The sequence below is a fragment of the Arthrobacter sp. TRD_SC_6 genome, assembly GCF_055361185.1.
In genome coordinates, this window is record NZ_CM143953.1 from 2,181,083 (window position 1) to 2,201,220 (window position 20,138).

The 20,138-nt window shown below is 65.1% G+C and carries 19 protein-coding genes; 14 read left to right on the forward strand and 5 right to left on the reverse strand.

Going from position 1 to position 20,138, the window contains the following annotated elements; translation table 11 throughout:
- The first annotated feature begins 47 nt into the window (after positions 1–47).
- Positions 48–491, forward strand: a complete 444-nt coding sequence (locus tag ACWA1U_RS10385) for a (deoxy)nucleoside triphosphate pyrophosphohydrolase (RefSeq protein ID WP_463725015.1) — start codon at positions 48–50, stop codon at positions 489–491.
- Here the strand turns inward: ACWA1U_RS10385 and ACWA1U_RS10390 are convergent.
- Positions 488–1,564: an Rv2578c family radical SAM protein gene (locus tag ACWA1U_RS10390; protein WP_463722114.1), complete on the reverse strand. Its 1,077-nt coding sequence runs from the start codon at positions 1,562–1,564 to the stop codon at positions 488–490. The two genes, ACWA1U_RS10385 and ACWA1U_RS10390, sit on opposite strands and share 4 nt — an antisense overlap.
- A gap of 60 nt (positions 1,565–1,624) precedes the next feature.
- Between ACWA1U_RS10390 and pcp the strand changes: the two genes are divergently transcribed.
- Complete coding sequence (gene pcp, locus ACWA1U_RS10395) at positions 1,625–2,281, forward strand: pyroglutamyl-peptidase I (protein WP_463722115.1); 657 nt, start codon at positions 1,625–1,627, stop codon at positions 2,279–2,281.
- Here the strand turns inward: pcp and ACWA1U_RS10400 are convergent.
- Positions 2,278–2,727, reverse strand: coding sequence for a hypothetical protein (locus ACWA1U_RS10400; RefSeq protein WP_463722116.1), 450 nt, complete (start codon positions 2,725–2,727; stop codon positions 2,278–2,280). The two genes, pcp and ACWA1U_RS10400, sit on opposite strands and share 4 nt — an antisense overlap.
- Before the next feature lie 173 nt (positions 2,728–2,900).
- Here ACWA1U_RS10400 and pheS point away from each other — a divergent pair, with 173 nt between their 5' ends.
- Both pheS and pheT read left to right on the forward strand, forming a co-directional pair.
- Positions 2,901–3,995 carry a phenylalanine--tRNA ligase subunit alpha gene (pheS, locus tag ACWA1U_RS10405; RefSeq protein WP_463722117.1) on the forward strand — a complete coding sequence of 365 codons (1,095 nt, stop codon included), beginning with the start codon at positions 2,901–2,903 and terminating at the stop codon, positions 3,993–3,995.
- A 2-nt stretch (positions 3,996–3,997) separates the two neighbouring features.
- Entirely contained in the window at positions 3,998–6,535 is a 2,538-nt protein-coding gene (gene pheT / locus ACWA1U_RS10410) for a phenylalanine--tRNA ligase subunit beta (protein ID WP_463722118.1), read from the forward strand.
- 81 nt (positions 6,536–6,616) lie between these two features.
- On the opposite strand, the gene ACWA1U_RS10415 is transcribed toward pheT, so the two are convergent.
- Positions 6,617–7,582: a quinone oxidoreductase family protein gene (locus tag ACWA1U_RS10415; protein WP_463722119.1), complete on the reverse strand. Its 966-nt coding sequence runs from the start codon at positions 7,580–7,582 to the stop codon at positions 6,617–6,619.
- Positions 7,583–7,712: 130 nt separating this feature from the next.
- On the opposite strand from ACWA1U_RS10415, the gene argC reads away from it, so the two are divergent.
- From argC to ACWA1U_RS10465, 10 genes are all read left to right on the forward strand, one after another.
- On the forward strand, positions 7,713–8,744 hold the full coding sequence (argC, locus tag ACWA1U_RS10420) for an N-acetyl-gamma-glutamyl-phosphate reductase (protein ID WP_463722120.1): 1,032 nt from the start codon (positions 7,713–7,715) through the stop codon (positions 8,742–8,744).
- Positions 8,741–9,910, forward strand: coding sequence for a bifunctional glutamate N-acetyltransferase/amino-acid acetyltransferase ArgJ (gene argJ, locus ACWA1U_RS10425; RefSeq protein ID WP_463722121.1), 1,170 nt, complete (start codon positions 8,741–8,743; stop codon positions 9,908–9,910). Before argC ends, argJ begins: the two co-directional genes overlap by 4 nt.
- A 13-nt stretch (positions 9,911–9,923) precedes the next feature.
- Positions 9,924–10,835 (forward strand): acetylglutamate kinase, encoded by a 912-nt coding sequence (gene argB / locus ACWA1U_RS10430; RefSeq protein WP_463722122.1) that lies wholly within the window; start codon positions 9,924–9,926, stop codon positions 10,833–10,835.
- Complete coding sequence (locus tag ACWA1U_RS10435) at positions 10,832–12,112, forward strand: acetylornithine transaminase (RefSeq protein WP_463722123.1); 1,281 nt, start codon at positions 10,832–10,834, stop codon at positions 12,110–12,112. Before argB ends, ACWA1U_RS10435 begins: the two co-directional genes overlap by 4 nt.
- Positions 12,109–13,065 carry an ornithine carbamoyltransferase gene (gene argF / locus ACWA1U_RS10440; protein WP_463722124.1) on the forward strand — a complete coding sequence of 319 codons (957 nt, stop codon included), beginning with the start codon at positions 12,109–12,111 and terminating at the stop codon, positions 13,063–13,065. Before ACWA1U_RS10435 ends, argF begins: the two co-directional genes overlap by 4 nt.
- Positions 13,059–13,595, forward strand: coding sequence for an arginine repressor (locus tag ACWA1U_RS10445; protein WP_463725016.1), 537 nt, complete (start codon positions 13,059–13,061; stop codon positions 13,593–13,595). The genes argF and ACWA1U_RS10445 overlap by 7 nt, the downstream gene beginning before the upstream one ends.
- Positions 13,596–13,656: 61 nt before the next feature.
- Positions 13,657–14,859, forward strand: a complete 1,203-nt coding sequence (locus tag ACWA1U_RS10450) for an argininosuccinate synthase (RefSeq protein WP_463722125.1) — start codon at positions 13,657–13,659, stop codon at positions 14,857–14,859.
- Between the two features lie 4 nt (positions 14,860–14,863).
- Positions 14,864–16,288, forward strand: a complete 1,425-nt coding sequence (gene argH, locus ACWA1U_RS10455) for an argininosuccinate lyase (RefSeq protein ID WP_463722126.1) — start codon at positions 14,864–14,866, stop codon at positions 16,286–16,288.
- Between the two features lie 61 nt (positions 16,289–16,349).
- On the forward strand, positions 16,350–17,105 hold the full coding sequence (locus tag ACWA1U_RS10460) for a maleylpyruvate isomerase family mycothiol-dependent enzyme (protein ID WP_463722127.1): 756 nt from the start codon (positions 16,350–16,352) through the stop codon (positions 17,103–17,105).
- 81 nt (positions 17,106–17,186) lie between these two features.
- Positions 17,187–18,038 carry an SRPBCC domain-containing protein gene (locus ACWA1U_RS10465; RefSeq protein ID WP_463722128.1) on the forward strand — a complete coding sequence of 284 codons (852 nt, stop codon included), beginning with the start codon at positions 17,187–17,189 and terminating at the stop codon, positions 18,036–18,038.
- Here the strand turns inward: ACWA1U_RS10465 and ACWA1U_RS10470 are convergent.
- A complete protein-coding gene (locus tag ACWA1U_RS10470; protein ID WP_463722129.1) occupies positions 18,035–18,547 on the reverse strand; it encodes a methylated-DNA--[protein]-cysteine S-methyltransferase in 513 nt (170 codons plus the stop codon). The two genes, ACWA1U_RS10465 and ACWA1U_RS10470, sit on opposite strands and share 4 nt — an antisense overlap.
- Positions 18,544–20,046: an AlkA N-terminal domain-containing protein gene (locus tag ACWA1U_RS10475; protein ID WP_463722130.1), complete on the reverse strand. Its 1,503-nt coding sequence runs from the start codon at positions 20,044–20,046 to the stop codon at positions 18,544–18,546. The genes ACWA1U_RS10470 and ACWA1U_RS10475 overlap by 4 nt, the downstream gene beginning before the upstream one ends.
- Positions 20,047–20,138: the final 92 nt, after the last annotated feature.

A 20,138-nucleotide genomic window follows, 5' to 3' on the forward strand; every position in this document is an offset into this window, starting at 1 on the left:
CCGCCTCGGATAGTGCTCACCCTGCGACCTACACTGGTCGGGTGACGATTTACGAGCGTAAACGAATAGTAGGCGCTGCCATTGTCGATTCGCTGACCTCTCCGTCCCGTCTGCTGGTCGCGCGGCGGACGGCCCCCGAACAGTTTGCGGGCCAGTGGGAGTTCCCAGGAGGCAAGGTCGAACCAGGCGAGTCTGACGTCGAAGCCCTCGTTCGTGAGCTCCGCGAGGAACTTGGCGTGGAGATTCAGGTGGGAGCGGAGCTCATCGGGCCCGACGCCTCGGGTTGGCCGCTCAACGACGCTGCTTCGATGCGGGTGTGGCTTGCGGTCGTCACAGCAGGGGTTCCCGCAGCACTGCAGGATCATGATGAGCTCCGCTGGGTGGAACTGCGCGATTACCAGGAATTGACTGGACTTCCTTGGATTCCGGCTGACCGGCCGATCGTAGAGGCACTCCAGACGGCTTGCCTGTCGGCGGACCAACCCCGCTAAAAAAGCCTGGGCTCCGATTGCTCCCCTTTTTCCTGGGTGCCGCGGGTATGGGCTCTGCTCTGCGGTATGGGCCCGGTGTCGGTGAAGTCCTGGGTGTCACGGAAAAAGCGCGCTCCTGCACTCAAACCATGACGACGGCGGTGGACCCGCACGCGCTCGGCAAGCCACGCGCGGTACTCGGCTGACACATAGCTTCCGCCGGAATAGAGACGGCGGTAGCGGGTGACCAGGTGGGGATGGGACTTCGCGAGCCAACCCATGAACCACTCCCGGGCTCCCGGCCTCAGGTGCAGTGCTCCGGCGGATACGCCGGTTGCCCCGGCAGCAGCAAGGGAACCGAAGAGCGAGTCGATCGCCTCCTCACCGTCGGTGAGCCACGGCAGGATGGGCATCGACAAGACCCCGCAGGGCAGGCCGGCCTCGCGGAGCCGGCTGATGAGGTCGAGGCGGGCACGCGGCGTTGGCGTTCCCGGCTCAACCGCATGCGCCAGTTCGGGATCAATTATGGCCAGCGAGATTCCCATGCCAACGCTCACGCTGGTGCCTGCAGCTTTCAGAAGAGGAAGGTCTCTGCTGAGCAGGGTGCCCTTGGTCAGAATTGAGAACGGCGTTCCGCTGTCCGCAAGGGCTCCGATGATGCCGGGCATTAACTGGTACCGGCCTTCGGCGCGTTGGTAGGGATCCGTGTTGGTCCCCATCGCCACATGTTCCCTGTTCCACGCGGGTTTGGTCACTTCGCGGCGTAGCACCTCAGCGACGTTGGTCTTCACGACAAGCTGCGAGTCGAAGTCAAGGCCGGTATCAAGATTGAGGTAGCTGTGGGTCTTTCGTGCGAAACAGTAGACGCAGGCGTGCGAACATCCGCGATAAGGATTGACCGTCCAGCCGAAGGGCATACCGGAGGTCTTGGGTACGCGGTTCAGTGCTGATTTTGCAAGCACCTCGTGAAAGGTGATTCCCGCGAACTCCGGAGTTCTGACTGAGCGCACAAGACCGGCCATGGGAAGCAGGGCGGGCGTGGAGCCTTCCTTTTGCTGATCCGCCAGGGCTAAGTTCTGGGATTCCCACCTCATCTAAAAATTAGAACACAGATTCGCATGAAAGTGCAGGGGGGTGGACGCTAAGGTTGAGTCATGATTCTGCTCACCGGGTTCGAGCCTTTCGGAGGCGAGACCATGAATCCATCCTGGGCCGCTGCAGAAGGCGCAGCGGCTGAACTGCTGGCCCAGGACCTTCCCGCGGTTGCCGTTCAGCTTCCCTGCGTGTTCGGCCAGAGCCTCAGCGTGCTTGAAGCTGCCGTTCATCAATACCAGCCCACCGTAGTGCTGTGTGCCGGCCAGGCGGGCGGCCGTGCCGGAGTCTCCCTTGAGCGTGTGGCAATCAATGTCGATGATGCCCGCATTCCTGACAACGCGGGGAACCAACCCGTCGACCAGCCCGTGCGTGACGGTGGGCCGGTTGCCTACTTAAGCACCCTGCTGATCAAACGAAGCCTTCATGAGCTGCGGCTTGTAGGGCTACCCGCTGAGGTGTCACAAACTGCGGGCACTTACGTGTGTAATCACGTGTTTTACGGGTTGATGGATCTTCTTGCGGATGCCACAGCAACAGGAGGCTCGGGTGCTGTCCGCGGAGGATTCATCCACGTGCCTTTCTCGACCGCACAGGCTGCTGCCCACGGCACGGTGGGCATGTCGATTGATGAGATGATCTCTGCCCTGGTGCTGATTGCTGTCACCACCGCGGAAGGCGAAGAAGACCTCTCCCTCCCCGCGGGCGCCGAGCACTAGCGCTTCACGGACAGCCGCCTGGCCCGTTGGAGAAGCGGTCGTAAGGGGCGTGCTGTGTAGCCCCCGTCTGCCAGACCGGCACCGCGCTCGAATGGATTTTGTGAGGCTGGGTCACCGGTAAGCACCCAGGAAGCACCGGCGGCCGCGAAGTACAACGGCAGGAAGGGTAGTCCGAGGCACATTGCGTACTGCCAGCTGTGCCGGGCTTCATGTTCAACGAGCTTGGGCCGCTGCGCGATGGCTTCAGGGCCAGCCCTGAAGAGGACAACGTTCCCCACAGTGAACGCTGACGCTCTGGGCAACGCAGGCTGGTAATGATGAGCAAAGATCAATCCATGCGGCCCGCGCCGGAGCTCACACCGGCTGAGCATCGCGCCGCCGAGCCCGAGCAGTGTTGAGCCGTTGAGCCAGTTCAGTGCCCAGCGTGCCCGCTGTAAGCCGTTCATGCGGTCAGTCTTTCATGCGATAAGTCAGGCTGGAGGAAGATCCTGAAGTGACGTTTTCGTTGGCGGCGGGTCCGGTCCTTTAGACTGGCTAGGCCACCGGATCCTGTTACGACAGCGCTGCCGGCGCTCACGCAACCTAAGCCAGCGAAACAAAAATAAGGTAGAGCACACCCATGTCTGAACCGACCCACAGTGCGCAGTCCGCGCAGGCTCAAGGGACGGCTGCTGTCGCGGCTCCGGACCCGTTGGATGCCGATGCCGTCGCGGCCGCCGTCGACCGCGCTCTGGGCGATATCGCCGGCGCAGTGGACCTTGACCAGCTCAAGACGGTACGTCTCGCCCACACTGGCGACAAGTCACCGCTGAGTTTGGCGAACCGCCAGATAGGTTCGCTGCCCAAGGACCAGAAAGCTGCCGCCGGCAAGAACCTCGGGCCGGCACGTGGACGCATCAATCAGGCGCTCGCAGCACGGACCACGGAGCTTGAGTCGGAGCGCGACGCCCGCATCCTCGTGGAGGAAGCCGTCGACGTGACGGCGGCGCCGCGCCGTCGTCGTGCAGGTGCCCGGCACCCGCTGTCCACCCTGCAGGAGCGCGTGAGCGACCTCTTCGTCGGAATGGGGTGGGAGATCGCCGAGGGGCCGGAGGTTGAATCCGAATGGTTCAACTTCGACGCCCTCAATTTCAAGCCCGACCACCCTGCACGCGAAATGCAGGACACCTTCTTCGTCGAGCCACCCGAAGCACACCTGCTCATGCGCACCCATACCTCGCCGGTGCAGGTGCGTGCCATGCTCGAACGCGACGTACCCATCTACGTGCTATGCCCGGGCAAGGTTTTCCGCACCGATGAGCTGGACGCCACGCACACTCCCGTTTTTCACCAGTTCGAAGGCCTCGCCATCGACAAAGGGCTGAGCATGGCCGACCTCCGCGGCACCCTCGAACACTTCGCGCGCCTGATGTTCGGAGATGACGCCGGCATCCGCCTTCGCCCCAACTATTTCCCCTTCACCGAGCCTTCCGCCGAGCTGGACATTTGGCACCCCGGCGCCAAGGGTGGGCCCCAGTGGATCGAATGGGGCGGGTGCGGGATGGTTCACCCGAACGTTCTTCGTGCGGCCGGAATCGACCCGGAGGTGTACTCGGGATTCGCTTTCGGTATGGGCATTGAACGGACCCTCATGTTCCGCAACGAGGTTGGCGACATGCGCGACATGATCGAGGGCGATGTACGTTTCAGCGAGCACTTCGGGATGGAGATCTAACCGTGCGAATTCCACTGTCCTGGCTGCGCGAGTACGCCCAGGTTCCGGCCGTTGCAACGGCCGAAGACGTGATGGCCGAACTGGTCAAGGTAGGCCTCGAGGAAGAGGCCGTCCACCGTCCCACCGACGCGCTCTCCGGGCCTGTCGTGGTGGGCCAGGTGCTCTCCGTAGTCAAGGAGCCGCAGACCAACGGCAAGACCATCAACTGGTGCCAGGTCCGCGTAGTCCCTGAGGGCGCAGCGCAGACCCTCACCGGTGACGGCATCGACTCCTCCGGCGTGCAGGGCATCGTGTGCGGTGCCCACAACTTCGTGGAGGGCGACAAGGTGGTAGTCACGCTTCCCGGCGCCGTCCTCCCTGGCGATTTCCGGATTGCAGCACGCAAAACGTACGGCCACGTGTCGGCGGGCATGATCGCATCGGTGCGCGAACTTGGTATCGGAGAGGACCACGACGGCATTCTCGTGCTCTCCACACTCGGGCTGGACCCGGAGCTGGGCTCGGACGCGATGGAACTGCTGGGGCTCTATGACCAGGCAGCCGAAATCAATGTCACCCCCGACCGCAGCTATTGTTTCTCGATCCGGGGAATTGCGCGCGAGTACGCCCACGCCACAGGGTCAGCGTTCACGGACCCAGCGGCCGCCGTCGTCGTCGATCCTGCTGACGGAGCCGGGTATGCGGTGCGCCTCGAGGACCAGGCTCCCATCTATGGCAACCCCGGCTGTGACCGGTTTGTGGCCCGCGTGGTGCGCGGCGTCGATGCCACTTTGCCCACGCCGCAATGGATGGTCTCCCGCCTGCGCCTGGCGGGCATCCGCTCCATTTCGCTGCCCGTGGACATTTCCAACTACGTGATGCTCGAATTGGGCCAGCCAACCCACTGCTACGACGTCGCCAAGCTGAGCGGGGACATCGCGGTGCGCAGAGCTGTTGCAGGGGAGACCCTCGTGACGCTCGATGACCGCAAGCGCGAACTGCACACCGAAGACCTCCTCATCACCGACGCATCCGGGCCAGTCGGCATCGCAGGCGTCATGGGCGGCGCGGCAACCGAGGTTTCGGAGACCACCAGGGATGTCCTCGTGGAGTCCGCGCACTTTGACGAGGTGTCAATCGCTCGTGCCCGCCGCCGCCACAAGCTGCCCTCGGAAGCGTCAAAACGTTTCGAACGGGGAGTGGACTGGCACATTGCGGGCGTAGCCGCCCAGCGGGTCGTCGACCTGCTGGTCGAGCTCGCCGGTGGGACCGCGGACACGGCAAGCACCGACGTCGGCACCGAGCCAGCCGCCGTCGTCATCGATCTCCCGGCGGATTACGCCTCCCAGCGGATTGGCATTGACTTCGCCCCGGAGCAGGTTGTCGGAGCTCTCACCGACCTTGGTGCGGAGGTCGAAGAGTACGACGGCGGGTGGCGCGTCACAGCCCCGAGCTGGCGCCAGGACCTCAACATCAAGGACGACCTTGCCGAGGAGATTGCGCGGCTGGTTGGGTACGACCAGATTCCGTCCCGCTTGCCAGTCGCGCCCCCGGGCCGCGGACTCACCAGGTCACAGCAGCAGCGGCGCCGGGTTCTTGGTGCGCTCGCCGACGCCGGACTCACCGAGGTTCTGTCCTACCCGTTCGTCTCGCAGGAGGCCAACGATTCATTCGGTTCATCCGAGGGGACCGGCCCGTCGGTCAAGCTCGCCAATCCCCTCAGCGCCGAATACAGCTACCTGCGCCGCTCCATCCTCCCGGGGCTGATGGAGGTCGCCAAGCGGAACTCTTCGCGCGGGTTCAGGGATCTGGCGCTGTTTGAGGCCGGCCTCGTGTTCCTGCCCCAGGATAAGCTCGGTACGTCCGTCATTCCGCCGCTCGGCGCTCTTCCTGACGAGGAAACCCTGGACGCGCTGTACGAGGGACTCCCGTTGCAGCCGTACACCGTTGCCGCTGTCTTCCTCGGCAATGATTCACCGGCTGCGGCCGGCCACACCCCACGCCCGTGGGACTGGGCGGACGCGCTGGACATGGTTCGGCTGATGGCCGATGTCGTCGGCGTCGAGCTTGTGATCGAGCAGGGCGGGCACCAGGCTTTTCATCCCGGCCGAACGGCACAAATCAGCCTCCGGAACGGAGAGTTGTTGGGCTACGCAGGGGAACTGCATCCCAAGCTGCTCGCCGCTCAGGACCTGCCGCCGCGCACGGTCGCGCTGGAGGTCAATGCCGGGTTGTTGTTTGACGCCGCTCCGGACGTCATTGTTGCCCGTCACCTTTCGACGTTCCCGGCGACGACCCAGGACGTGGCGCTGGTGGTTGACGGCTCGCTTCCCGCGGACGCTGTGCTCGCTACGCTCCGTGAAGGTTCCGGCGAATTGCTCGAAGACGTGCACCTGTTCGATGTTTATTCCGGCCGGGGCATCGACGAGGGCAAGAAGTCGCTCGCCTTTGCGCTGCGGTTCCGGGCCACGGACCGCACGCTCACCGCTGACGAAGCAAGCGCGGCACGCGATCAGGCGGTCAGACTCGCGTCCGAGCGGCACGGGGCCGTACAGCGCTGACTAACCCCGCGTTGAGTGCGCAGACGATGAGTCTGGATGGCGGAAAAGACCAATTATGTGCGCACTCAACGGGTAACGCAGCTAGGGGATGAGCAGGAGCTTCCCTGTCGTCCTCCTGGCCTGGAGGTCTTCGTGGGCCTCGGCAGCGTCACGCAACGGGTAACGGCCGCCAACGCGCACCGTCAGTGAGCCGTCCGCCACCGCGTTGAACAGCTCCTTCGACCGCCAGCGGCGTTCCTCAGCCGATCGCAGGTAAAAAGCGAGGCTGGGCCGCGTGACGTAGAGCGAGCCGCCAGCGTTCAACCGCTGCAGGTTGAAGTCGGGTACCGGTCCGGACGCCGCTCCGAACAACACGAGCATGCCCCGCACCTTCAGGGAATCCAGCGAGCCATCGAACGTTGCCTTCCCCACGCCGTCGAACACCACGTCCACGCCGAGACCGTCGGTCAGTTCGCGCACCTGCCCGGCGAATCCCTCATACCGGAGAACGACGTCGGCCCCCGCCTGGCGCGCCAGTTCCTCCTTCTCGTCGGTGGACACTGTGGTGATGACGCGCGCGCCCTTCGCCTTCAATAGCTGCGCGAGCAGGAGGCCAGTGCCGCCGGCACCTGCGTGGGTGAGGACGGTTTCGCCGGCCCGCACCGGGTAGGTCGAGTTGACGAGGTAGTGCGCAGTCATGCCCTGCAGGGGGAGTGCCGCAGCAGCTTCAAGGTCCACTGCGTCAGGGACGGGGAGGGCCTTATCGGCATCCACAAGGGTGTACTCGGCGTACGCGCGGGCTCCCTCTGCGAAGGCAACGCGGTCTCCGGCGCTGAAGCCGGTGGCATCCGGGCCTGTCCCCACCACCTCTCCGGCTGCTTCCCCACCGGGTATGAAGGGGTACTGGACCGGGTAGATGCCGGACCGCTGGTAGGTTTCGATAAAGTTCACCCCGACAGCGGCAACTTTAACGAGCAGTTGTGCTCCGGATGGTTTGGGAATGCCCACCTCGGCTGGTTCGAGCACTTCCGGTCCTCCGGAGTGCTGGGCAACAATGGCTGTGGACATGGTTACTCCTTCGTTTCGGCTGTTGGCTTATCCAACCAACGCTTGCCCGGTCGCATTCCACAACCGCGGCACACCAACTCCAATGAATAATTATGTGATCCAGTGAATAGGTTTACTGTACGATGAAGGCATGAGCATTTCAGTAGCGGTATCCGGAGCCAGCGGCTACGCCGGCGGCGAAGTCCTGCGCCTGCTGTCCAATCACCCAGGGGTGACCATCGGTGCCATCACTGCGCACAGCAGTGCAGGCAATCGGCTGGGGGAGCTTCAGCCACACCTTCACGCACTCTCCAACCGCATCCTCGAAGAAACGAGCGTCGAGAGTCTTGGGGGACACGACGTCGTCTTCCTCGCGCTGCCGCACGGTGCAAGTGCGGAGCTCGCCGCACAGCTTCCCGACAGCACCCTCGTGATCGACGCGGGTGCCGACCACCGGCTGCAGGACGCCGGCGCCTGGGAACGCTTCTACGGTTCGGCCCACGCCGGCACCTGGCCTTATGGGCTACCCGAGCTGCCCGGCCAGCGGGACGCGCTGCGCGGCGCGCGTCGGATAGCGGTTCCCGGCTGCTACCCGACTAGCGCGCTGCTTGCCCTGACCCCGGGTTTCTCGGCTGGCCTGCTGGAGCACGACGACGTCGTCATAGTCTCTGCTTCCGGCGCCTCCGGAGCAGGAAAGTCGCTGAAACAACACCTGCTCGGCTCGGAGATGATGGGCGGGATGACACCCTACGGAGTCGGCGGCGGGCACAGGCACACCCCGGAGATAGAGCAGGGCCTCGCCTGGGCGGCTGGAGGCCCCGTACAGGTGTCCTTCACACCCACACTCGCACCGATGTCCCGTGGAATTCTGACCACGGCGACAGCCCGCGTCATTCCCGGGACAACTGCCGGCGAGCTTCGGGAGGCCTGGGAGCGAGCGTACGACGACGAACCGTTCGTCACGCTGCTGCCCGAGGGGCAGTGGCCGGCAACGAAGTCGGTGGTGGGTTCCAACGCTGCGCAGATGCAGGTCGCCTTCGACGGCCATGCGGGCCGCGTCATTGTTACCTGCGTCATCGACAACCTCACCAAGGGAACTGCCGGCGGCGCCGTGCAGTCCATGAACATCGCCCTCGGTCTGCCTGAGACCGCGGGCCTCACAGGATCAGGAGTAGCGCCGTGAGCGTCACAGAACCAAGCGGTTTCCGCGCGGCAGGCGTTGCCGCGGGCCTCAAATCGACGGGTGCCAGGGATGTCGCAGTCGTCGTCAATGACGGTCCGCTGCACCACGCCGCGGCGGTCTTCACCTCGAACCGCGTAGCAGCCGCTCCCGTGCACTGGTCGCGCCAGGTCATCACGGATGGACGCGTCGACGCCGTCGTGCTCAACTCCGGCGGTGCCAACGCCTGCACCGGCCCGGAAGGGTTCCAGAACACGCACAAGACCGCCGAATTCACGGCCGAGGCACTCAGCCTCTCCGCGACCGACGTCTTCGTGTGTTCCACGGGGCTCATCGGTGAGCAGCTTCCCATGGACAAGCTGCTTCCGGGCGTCGCCGAGGCGGTCAAGCACCTCTCCGACGGTGGCGGGGTCTCTGCTGCTGAAGCGATCATGACCACCGACTCGGTGTCCAAGACTGCAACTTATCCTTCCTCGCCGGATGAGCCGAGCGAGGGGTACGCCATCGGGGGCATGGCCAAGGGCGCGGGCATGCTGGCGCCAGGGTTGGCGACCATGCTTGTGGTGCTCACCACTGACGCCCTGGTTGACCCGGCAACGCTTGATGCGGCCCTTCGGGCGGCAACCCGCGTTACCTTCGACCGCGCGGATTCGGACGGCTGTATGTCCACCAACGACACCGTCGTCTTGCTGTGCTCCGGTGCCAGCGGTGTCCGGCCTGATCCCGCCCAGTTCGCAGAAGCCCTGACCGGCGTTTGCTCCTCCCTGGCCCACCAGCTCATTGAAGATGCAGAGGGGGCCAGCCACACCATTGCCATCCGAACCGTCAACGCTGCAACAGAGGACGACGCCGAGACGGTCAGCCGTTCTGTGGCCCGGTCAAACCTCTTCAAGGTAGCGATCTTCGGAAACGACCCGAACTGGGGCCGCGTGCTCGCTGCGGTCGGTACAACCGATGCAGCCTTCGAACCGGACCGCCTCGACGTCGCGATGAACGGAATCCAGATCTGCCGCAACGGTGGGATCGGTGACTCACGCGACCTGGTGGATCTGACGGACCGCCTGGTCACCGTGCGGATCAACCTCAACGCCGGTTCCAAATCCGCGACCATCTGGACCAATGACCTCACCCACGACTATGTGCACGAAAATTCGGCGTACTCCAGCTGAGGCGAAGGGCTCCATGAATACTCTCGACACCGCTCAGGACAAAGCGGCAACCCTGATCGAGGCACTGCCGTGGATCCAGCGGTTCGCCGGCACGGCCATGGTCATCAAGTACGGCGGAAACGCCATGGTGAATGAGGACCTTCGCCGAGCTTTCGCGGAGGACATCGTGTTCCTCCACCACGCCGGGATTCTTCCGGTTGTGGTGCATGGCGGGGGCCCGCAGATCAACAGCATGCTGGACCGGCTGGGCATCGCGTCAGAATTCAAGGGCGGCCTGCGGGTAACCACCCCGGAAGCCATGGACGTAGTGCGGATGGTGCTCACCGGGCAGGTGGGCCGCGAACTTGTCGGACTGATCAATTCGCACGGGCCTTACGCCGTCGGGCTGTCGGGTGAAGACGGCGGCCTGCTGCGGGCTATCCGCACAGGTACGGTCGTCAACGGTGAAGAAGTTGACCTGGGTCTTGTCGGCGAGGTTGTCGGCGTCAACCCGTCGGCCATCCTCGACATCCTTGAAGCGGGGCGCATCCCGGTAATTTCCACCGTGGCCCCGGAGATCGACGACGACGGCGCGGGCACCAACCAGGTCCTCAACGTCAACGCCGACACCGCAGCCGCAGCGCTCGCCGAGGCGCTGCATGCCTCGAAGCTGGTCATTCTGACTGATGTCGAGGGCCTGTACTCGAACTGGCCTGAATCGGGGAGCCTCATCTCCTCGCTCACCGCGAGTGAGCTGCGTGAAATGCTGCCCGGCCTCCAAGCCGGCATGATCCCGAAGATGGCGGCGTGCCTTAAGGCTGTCGACGGGGGAGTCGAGCGCGCCCACATTGTGGACGGGCGCCTCCCGCATTCGATGCTGCTCGAAATCTTCACGGCTGCAGGTATCGGCACGCAGATTGTGCCGGACGAGGAGGTGACCGAATGAGCTCGGAGCTAGTCAATGCCGAAGGGGTAGCTTCCTCCAGCACGGCCGCGGGCCTGGTCGGAGCCGCACATGGCGGGGAATGGCTCCGTCGGTACTCAAACTCGGTGCTCGGGGTGTTTGGAGCGCCGCAACGGGTGCTCGTCCGCGGCGCCGGCTGCCTGGTGTGGGACGCCGACGGCAAACAGTACCTGGACCTGCTGGGGGGCATCGCGGTCAATGCGCTCGGTCATGCCCACCCCTTCGTGACCTCGGTGATCTCCTCCCAGCTGGCCACGCTGGGTCACGTCTCGAACTTCTTTACGAGCCCCACGCAGATCGCCCTTGCGGAGCGGCTTCTCCAGCTGGCAGGCGCCGGTGAGGGCTCCAAAGTGTTCTTCGCAAATTCGGGGACCGAGGCCGTCGAGGCCGCCTTCAAGCTCGCCCGCCGAAACAGCACGTCGCCCCAGGATGGAACAAACCGAACGCGCATCCTTGCCCTGGAGGGAGGTTTCCACGGCCGCACTATGGGCGCCCTCGCGCTCACCTTCAAGCAGGCCTACCGCGAACCCTTCCAGCCCCTTCCCGGTGGTGTCGAGCACCTTCCATTCGGTGATTTGGACGCACTGGAGGCAGCCGTGGATGAGACCGTTGCCGCCGTCGTGCTCGAACCCATCCAGGGTGAGGCGGGCGTCCGTCCGCTGAGTGCCGAATACCTGCGGAAGGCCCGGGAACTTACCACCAGGGCAGGCGCGCTGCTCATCCTCGACGAGGTGCAGACCGGTGTCGGACGTACTGGCCGCTGGTTCGCGCACCAGGACAGCGGTATCACTCCGGACGCCATGACCCTCGCCAAGGGACTGGGCGGAGGTTTCCCCGTCGGGGCACTCATCACCTACGGCCCTGAGGTCTCCGGCCTGCTGACTGCCGGGCAGCATGGCACCACCTTCGGCGGCAACCCGGTAGCCACCGCAGCCGCCCTGGCGACCCTGCACGCGCTTGAGGCCGGTGAGGTCCTGGAGAACGCGAACGACGTCGGCGGCTTCCTCCGCGAGCGGATTGCCGACCTCGACGGCGTCACCGAGGTTCGGGGGGCCGGCCTGCTGATCGGGTTTGACCTCGACGGCGAACACGCCGCTGCCGCCGTTCAGGCAGCGCTGGCGAAGGGTTTCATCATCAACGCCCCCACTCCGAAGACCTTACGGTTGGCGCCGCCGCTTATCCTCACACTTAAGGAAGCCCAAAGCTTCCTCGACGCCCTGCCCGCAATCCTTTCCACAGCCCGGGAGGCCTCAGCATGACCCGCCACTTCCTCGTTGACACCGACCTGACCCAGGCTGAACAGAACGAGGTCCTCGACCTCGCGCTCGAGCTCAAGAAGGCGCCGTATTCAAGCGCCGTCTACGCGGGCGAGGGTGGACAGGGAACGGGACGTAAGACCGTCGCTGTCATCTTCGACAAGACCTCCACCCGCACCCGTGTTTCCTTCGCAACGGGCATCGCCGACCTTGGCGGTGTGCCGCTGATCATCGGCGCCGGTGAATCCCAGCTCGGCCACAAGGAATCCGTTACCGACACCGCGAAGGTGCTCGACCGGATGGTGTCAACGATCGTCTGGCGGACCTACGCACAGGCGGGCCTCGAGGAGATGGCTGCAGCCTCGCGGGTTCCGGTCATCAACGCCCTCTCCGATGACTACCACCCGTGCCAGCTCCTCGCGGACCTGCTGACCATCCGGGAGCACAAAGGCAGCCTGGCGGGCCTTACCCTCACCTACCTGGGGGACTCCGCCAACAACATGGCCAACTCCTACCTGCTCGCGGGCGTCACAGCGGGGATGCACGTCCGTATCGCTGGCCCGCAGGGGTACCTGCCCCCAAAGTCGGTGGTCGACGCCGCCACCAAGCGTGCCGCCGAGACCGGCGGTTCCGTGCTGGTGACCACTGAAGCGACCGAAGCGGTGGCAGGCGCCGACGTCGTTGCCACAGACACCTGGCTGTCCATGGGCCAGGAAGTCGAGGACGACGCCGCGAAGGCGGCACGGTTCGAGCTCTTCCGGCCCTATGCCGTGGACGAGGCCTTGATGGCACGCGCTGTGGATGACGCCGTCGTCCTGCATTGCCTGCCTGCATACCGCGGCTACGAGATTTCCGCTGGGGTGCTGGACGGACCGCAGTCGCTTGTCTGGGATGAGGCAGAGAACAGGCTGCACGCGCAGAAGGCCCTGATGGTCTGGCTCATGGAGCGATCGTGACGAACGCGCCGGTGCCCCAGCCGACGGGTCAGCCGACAACGAAGACACAGCGCCAGGCACGCATCACGGCGTTGCTGACTGCTGAGTCGGTGCGCTCGCAGGCGGAGCTCGCTGACCTGTTGGCCGACGCCGGTGTGCAGGTGACGCAGGCAACCCTCTCGCGGGATCTCGTCGAACTTGGTGCCGTTCGTGTGCGGGGCAAGGACGGCGCCCTGATTTACGCGGTACCGGGCGAGGGCGGCGGGCGCGCGCCCCAGAGTGGCGTGTCCCAGGAGATTCTCGACAGCAGATTGTCCCGGTTGTGCGGAGAGCTTCTCGTGACGGCTGAGGCGTCAGGCAACCTCGTTGTCCTGCGGACGCCGCCTGGTGCAGCCAATTTCCTCGCCCTCGCGATCGACCATTCGGTGATGCCCTCGATCCTTGGGACGATTGCCGGTGACGACACCATCCTCCTGGTCACCCGCGCACCGGCCGGAGGCGCCGACGTCGCCGCCCGGTTCCTGCAGTTCGCCCACGAAGCTGCATCCTGAACTACAACCATTCGAAGAAACTCATACCAAACGTGTACCAAAACATAGAGGAGCTACAGAAGTGACTGAACGCATCGTTCTTGCCTACTCGGGCGGACTGGATACCTCGGTGGCGATCGGCTGGATCGCCGAAGCGACCGGAGCTGAAGTGGTGGCTGTCGCCGTCGACGTCGGACAGGGCGGGGAGTCCCTTGAAACCATCCGTCAGCGCGCGCTCGGCTGCGGTGCGGTGGAAGCGTATGTGGCAGACGCCCGCGACGAATTCGCGAACGAATACTGCATGCCCACGCTGAAGGCCAACGCACTGTACATGGACGCGTATCCGCTGGTCTCGGCCATCTCGCGCCCCGTGATCGTCAAACACCTGGTCGCCGCGGCCCGCGAATTCGGCGCCACCACGGTGGCGCACGGCTGCACGGGCAAGGGCAATGACCAGGTCCGCTTCGAGGTCGGAATCCAGACGCTTGGCCCCGACCTGAAGTGCGTGGCGCCCGTCCGCGACCTGGCTCTCACCCGTGACAAGGCCATTGCCTTCGCCGAGGAAAAGGGCCTTCCCATCGAGACCACCAAGAAGAACCCCTTCTCCATTGACCAGAACGTCTGGGGACGGGCTGTCGAGACCGGATTCCTTGAGGACATCTGGAACGGGCCCACCAAGGACGTCTACGACTACACAGACTCACCGGAATTCTCGCCCGCCTCTGACGAGGTGACCATCAGCTTCAAGGAGGGCATCCCCGTCGCGATCGACGGCCACCCCGTCACCCCGCTGCAGGCGATCGAGGAACTGAACCGCCGCGCAGGTGCGCAGGGCGTGGGACGTATCGATATCGTCGAGGACCGCCTGGTGGGCATCAAGAGCCGCGAGATCTACGAGGCACCGGGTGCCATGGCACTCATTGCCGCGCACCGCGAACTCGAAAACGTGACGATCGAGCGCGAGCAGGCACGTTTCAAGAAGACCGTGGACCAGCGCTGGACCGAGCTGGTGTATGACGGCCAGTGGTTCTCGCCGCTCAAGCGTTCGCTGGAAACCTTCATCGACGACACCCAGCGCTACGTCACCGGCGACATCCGCATGGACCTGCACGGCGGGCGGGCTACGGTCACCGGACGCCGCTCCGACGTCGGCCTCTACGACTTCAACCTCGCCACCTACGACACCGGCGATACTTTCGACCAGTCGATGGCGCGCGGCTTCATTGAGATCTTCGGCCTTTCCTCGAAGGTGGCCTCGGGTCGCGATCAGCGGGCGGGAAGTTAGCAACATGTCCAACACTCCCGCTACCAACGAGGGTTCGCTGTGGGGCGGCCGGTTCTCCGGCGGCCCCGCTGATGCCCTTGCCGCGCTGAGCAAGTCGACACACTTCGACTGGAGGCTTGCCCGGCACGACATCGCCGGTTCACGGGCCCACGCCAGGGTGCTGCACCGCGCGGGACTGCTCGATGACCGCGAACTCCAGGGCATGCTCGCGGCCCTGGACCAGCTCGACGACGACGTCCGTACCGGCGCGTACGTGCCTGCGGAATCGGATGAGGATGTACACGGTTCCCTCGAGCGGGGGTTGATCGAGCGGGCCGGAGCCGCGCTCGGAGGCAAGCTCCGCGCAGGGCGTTCCCGCAATGACCAGGTGGCAACACTGGGTCGGATGTATCTGCGGGAGCACGCGTGGATCATCGCGGGCGGTGTGCTGGCGACCATCGATGCGCTCATTGCGCAGGCTGAGGAGCACCTCGAGGTTCCGATGCCGGGACGCACCCATCTCCAGCACGCTCAGCCGGTTCTGCTGAGCCATCACCTGCTTGCCCATGCCTGGGCTTTGCTGCGTGATGTGCAGCGGCTGCAGGACTGGGACCGCCGCGCTGCTGTGTCTCCCTACGGATCCGGGGCGCTCGCGGGATCCTCGCTGGGCCTGGACCCGGAGGCGGTCGCTGCAGAGCTTGGGTTCGATTCAGCGACGCACAACTCGATCGATGGAACCGCAGCACGGGATGTCTACGCCGAGTTTGCCTGGGTGGCGTCGATGATTGGCGTCGATCTCTCGCGGATCAGCGAAGAAATCATCATCTGGGCAACCAAGGAGTTTTCCTTTGTGACCCTGCATGATTCCTTCTCCACCGGTTCTTCGATCATGCCGCAGAAGAAAAACCCGGACGTCGCTGAACTGGCCAGGGGCAAAGCGGGGCGCCTGATCGGGAATCTCACCGGCCTGCTGGCAACGCTGAAGGGCTTGCCGCTTGCCTACAACCGCGACCTGCAGGAGGACAAGGAGCCGGTGTTCGACGCCGTCGACACCCTCGAAGTCCTGCTTCCCGCAGTGTCGGGAATGATTGCCACGCTGACGTTCAACACCGGGCGGATGGCATCCCTTGCACCTCTCGGTTTCGCGCTCGCCACGGACGTGGCCGAGTGGCTGGTCCGCCAGGGCGTGCCTTTCCGGGAAGCGCATGAACTCTCGGGAGCTGCGGTCAAGCTGGCCGAAAGCCGGGGTGTCGAGTTGTGGGACCTGAGTGACGGGGACTACGCGGGCATCTCCGGGCATCTCACCCCCGGTGTGCGGGAGGTTCTAACGGTGGAAGGGTCGCTTGCCAGCCGGGACGCGCAGGGCGGGACGGCACCGCTAGCGGTGCGTCGGCAGCTCGAAGCCCTGCGCAGCGAACTGGAGCCGGTCCGGGACCGTCTGCGCGGTTAAGGCCTGAATCGGCTTAACGGTATCCTCGGGGAAACTGCTCCCATTGATGCAAGGACGCTCCGTGAACACAGTTGAAACCCATCTGCCCGGAAACCTTCCGGAGCGGCTTGCCGCCGCCGGGCGGGAGCTTCTCGCCGCCGCTGCGGGGCTTGACGATGCCGGCCTCGCGGCGCCGTCGGTCCTGCCGGACTGGAACCGGGCCTACGTCGTCGCGCACGTTGAGGGCGTAGCCCGGGCCATGCAGCGGCAGGTCGAGTATGCAGCGCGGGGTGAGCGTATCGAGTTTTACGACGACGGCGCAGAGGGCCGCATGCGGGATATCAAGATCCGTGCCCAAAGACCGTCCGAGGTGCAGCTCGAATCGCTGACTGACTCCGTGGCGAACACGGTGCAGGCATTCGCCGGCATCCCGGATGATGATTGGGACGCCGGCATCGCCTACCGCGACGGCACCGTACGCGACGGGGCGCTCGCGTTCTGGCGCGAGCTGGTCATCCACGCCTCAGATCTCGGTACCAGCCGGACGTCGCTGGACTGGGACAGTGCGTTCTGCCAGTACCTCTTCAGCTTCCTCGCCGCGCGCGTACCGGACGGCCTTGCGCTGAAGCTGCAGCCACTGGGGGAGCAGCCGCGCACCGTGTCCAACGGCCGCGCGGCAGTTGCCCGCACCGTCGTCGTGACGGGCCTGCTGCAGGACATCGCGGCCTGGCTTGCCGGGAGGAAGCCGATGGGAGGGCTGAACGCCACCGCCGCAGCCGACGCCGTTGACCTTCCCACCCTGCTCCCGTGGCCGGCCGCCGTCGCTCCTCCCCGCTGAGGGCCGGTGCATCCGGTAGCGGCTCTTACCCCGAAGGCGTGCCTGCGCTAGGTTGGGATCAAGCGAGCCAAGGAGCCGACAATGAAGTCTGACGCCCAAACCCATACTGCGGTGGTCACTCCCGTTGGACGCATTGAGCGTCTGAGCGACGGTTACGTGCTGGCCTTTGACCGGCAGTTCGATTACCCGCGCTCCTACATCTGGAACTTGCTCACCGATCCCGTCAAAGTACGCCTCTGGCTCGGTGAACTGGAGTCGGCGTGGGAGCTGGGCAAGGAGTACTCCCTCAACATGGGCGCTGGAGCGAGCACCGGAATTGTCCTCCAGTTGAACGCACCAACCAGCCTGCAGCTCAGCTGGGAAGACGGGCTCGGACTGGAATCCATCCTCGAATGGCGGGTCCTGGAGAGCGGAGGAGGCACCCTGCTCCAGTTGAGGGCGCGGTCCGAGACCGCAGACTTCATCACAGAGGGCGCCGCGGGGTGGCAGCAGATCCTGGAGGCGCTCGACGGCGTCGCGGCAGGCCGGGAGCCGGGCCCGGGGAATGACTGGGCAGCGCTACGGGACGCCTACTCCGCTGAGTTCGGCGTCTCGAACACCATGGGATTCATGGAAGACGATGAAGGCGTCACCATGGTTCGCTTCGAACGCCGGCTGGCTGCGCGGCTGCTGCAGGTGAAGGACGCGTTGACGGCTGAGCCGGAACAGCAGCCGAGAGTGGAACAGGCGGAGGTCGATTTGACGGTCGACGGCGGTTCCACGCTCCTGACGGTGCGCCACGTCGTCGAGGATCCCGCAGAGGCGCCCAGGCTGCTTGCCCAGTGGCATGTCCATCTTGACGCAGTGGCGGTCGCCTTGGACGGCGACCAACCCCATCTCAGTGCGAGGAAACTTCATGCGCTGGAGGAGTTCTACGGGGCGACCAAAGGCTAGCGAATAGCAGGCTGGCTGGTCCTTTCCCTATCCAGCAGGCTCGTTTTCACTTCAAGGCCCCAGCGGAAACCGCCCAGGCTGCCGTCGGTCCGAATCACCCGATGGCACGGGACAAACAACGCGGCCGCATTCTGTGCACAGGCTCCGGCCGCCGCGCGGATCGCTGCAGGTCTACCGGAAAGCCGCGCATATTCGGAGTAGGTGACGGGACGTCCCGGAGCAACGGTGCGCAGGACATCCCACGCGTGGGCACGGAATGGTCCGGAGAGCTGGTGAACCGTCACCGACTCAATGGCGGTGAGGTCGCCGTCGTAATATGCCTCCACGGCATCAGTGACGCTGCCGAGCGAGGGTGCGGCTTGGATGTCCGCATCCCTCAGTGTGGGGTGGATCTGCGTGGTGAGTTCGGTGATCTCGGCGGTCCACCCGGAGGCGAGCACCGATCCATCGCGTTCGATGATGGTGAACGGGCCGTCTGGCGTGGTGATGGTTGCCGTACGCGTGGTCATGATGCAAGTGCCTTCCTGGCGGGCGTGCGCTGGGATCGTGTTGCTGTCTTTTCGGCGGCGATTCGCCAGAGGTGCATGGTCGCGTAGGAACGCCATGGACTGAACTGTTCAAACCAGGCCGTTGGCGGCCGCTCCGCAGCCGGAGCTCCGGTAAGCCTCAGCCACCCTGCCCGCACTGCGGAATCGTTGTCGAGGTGTATGTCCGTTGCTCCGAGAACGCGCATGGCCACGTACCGCACTGTCCAAGGCCCGATCCCGGGCAGCGGAAGCAGCTTCTCCGCCAATTCCGCCGGACTGTCCTCGACGCCGAGTGACAGGCTGCCGTCGGCAAGGGCCTCCGCCACCGCGACAACACTCGCCGTTCGCCGTGCCGGTCCCCTCAGGAGCGTACCGGCGCCTTCAACGATAGCCGCCGGCGTGGGAAAGAGCCGCTCCTGACCGGGCCGGTTCAGGAGCGAGGGTGCACCGAGGACGCTGAGCCGGTTGAGGGTGGAGGTGGCTGCAGCCACTGTGATCTGCTGCCCGATCATCGCCCGGATCAGTATTTCCGCCGCGTCTACAGCCCCGGGCAGCCGTAGGCCCGGATGCTGCTGCACTCTCCTGGCCATGACCGTGTCGGCGCGAAGGACGGCGTCGATGGCTTGCGGATCGGCGTCGAGGTCGAACAGGCGGCGGATGCGCGAGAGCAGGGCGGGAAGGTCCTTGAGCTTCTCAACCGTCACCGAAACGTCCAGCCCACCAAGGCCGCGCCGTGCCCGGAACCAACCCTCGCCTCCGGAAAGCCGCACCAACCGTGCATAGCTGTTGTCTTCCGCCTGTTCCACCCCGACAACCGCACGCGCTTTCAGGAAGGTGAAGACGCCGTCGTCGTACGGTGTGCGCAAGGGCAGTGAAAGGGAAAGCGATGTCGGAGCGCCTTCTTCGCGGGAGGCATGGGTGAGGTCGCGGCTGCGCTCGCGCAACTGCGTGGGGGAGAGGTCATAGACCTCCTGGACAGTTTCGTTGAACTGCCGGATGCTGTTGAATCCCGAGGCGAAGGCGACGTCGGAGAACTGCATGTCCGTTGCTGTCAGGAGCGCGCGCGCCGTCTGAGCCCGGCAGGCACGCGCCAGGGCCAGCGGCCCGGCGCCGAGCTCCTGGGTCAGGATGCGGCCAAGCTGCCGCGTCGAGTAGCCAAGGCGCTGCGCAAGTCCAGGGACGCCGCTCCGGTCGATCTCACCGTCCGCGATGAGGCGCATTGCACGGGCCGCGACGTCGGAGCGTATGTTCCATTCGGGGGTTCCGGGAACCGCTTCGGGCAGGCAGCGTTTACAAGCGCGGTAGCCTGCTTCGTGGGCGGCTGCGGAGGTCGGGTAGAACGTCACGTTCGAAGGTTTGGGGGTTCGAGCAGGGCACGACGGCCGGCAGTAGATCCGCGTTGTGGCCACGGCCGTCACGAACTGACCGTCGAACCGGGTGTCCCGTGAATCGATTGCCCGGTAGCGCTGCCAGAAGTCCATGCCACCCATCCTCGCAGGCTCACGCAGCTCACTGCTAGCGGAAATCGGACATCGGCGTGGGTTCGCGTGTGGCGGTTCCGGCGCCGCTTGAT

Bases quoted from the DNA above. Each gene is read 5' to 3' on its own strand.
- ACWA1U_RS10390 (WP_463722114.1), bottom strand. From the start codon at position 1,564: ATGAGGTGGGAATCCCAGAACTTAGCCCTGGCGGATCAGCAAAAGGAA.
- pcp (WP_463722115.1), top strand. From the start codon at position 1,625: ATGATTCTGCTCACCGGGTTCGAGCCTTTCGGAGGCGAGACCATGAAT.
- ACWA1U_RS10400 (WP_463722116.1), bottom strand. From the start codon at position 2,727: ATGAACGGCTTACAGCGGGCACGCTGGGCACTGAACTGGCTCAACGGC.
- pheS (WP_463722117.1), top strand. From the start codon at position 2,901: ATGTCTGAACCGACCCACAGTGCGCAGTCCGCGCAGGCTCAAGGGACG.
- ACWA1U_RS10415 (WP_463722119.1), bottom strand. From the start codon at position 7,582: ATGTCCACAGCCATTGTTGCCCAGCACTCCGGAGGACCGGAAGTGCTC.
- argC (WP_463722120.1), top strand. From the start codon at position 7,713: ATGAGCATTTCAGTAGCGGTATCCGGAGCCAGCGGCTACGCCGGCGGC.
- argB (WP_463722122.1), top strand. From the start codon at position 9,924: ATGAATACTCTCGACACCGCTCAGGACAAAGCGGCAACCCTGATCGAG.
- ACWA1U_RS10435 (WP_463722123.1), top strand. From the start codon at position 10,832: ATGAGCTCGGAGCTAGTCAATGCCGAAGGGGTAGCTTCCTCCAGCACG.
- argF (WP_463722124.1), top strand. From the start codon at position 12,109: ATGACCCGCCACTTCCTCGTTGACACCGACCTGACCCAGGCTGAACAG.
- argH (WP_463722126.1), top strand. From the start codon at position 14,864: ATGTCCAACACTCCCGCTACCAACGAGGGTTCGCTGTGGGGCGGCCGG.
- ACWA1U_RS10465 (WP_463722128.1), top strand. From the start codon at position 17,187: ATGAAGTCTGACGCCCAAACCCATACTGCGGTGGTCACTCCCGTTGGA.
- ACWA1U_RS10470 (WP_463722129.1), bottom strand. From the start codon at position 18,547: ATGACCACGCGTACGGCAACCATCACCACGCCAGACGGCCCGTTCACC.
- ACWA1U_RS10475 (WP_463722130.1), bottom strand. From the start codon at position 20,046: ATGGACTTCTGGCAGCGCTACCGGGCAATCGATTCACGGGACACCCGG.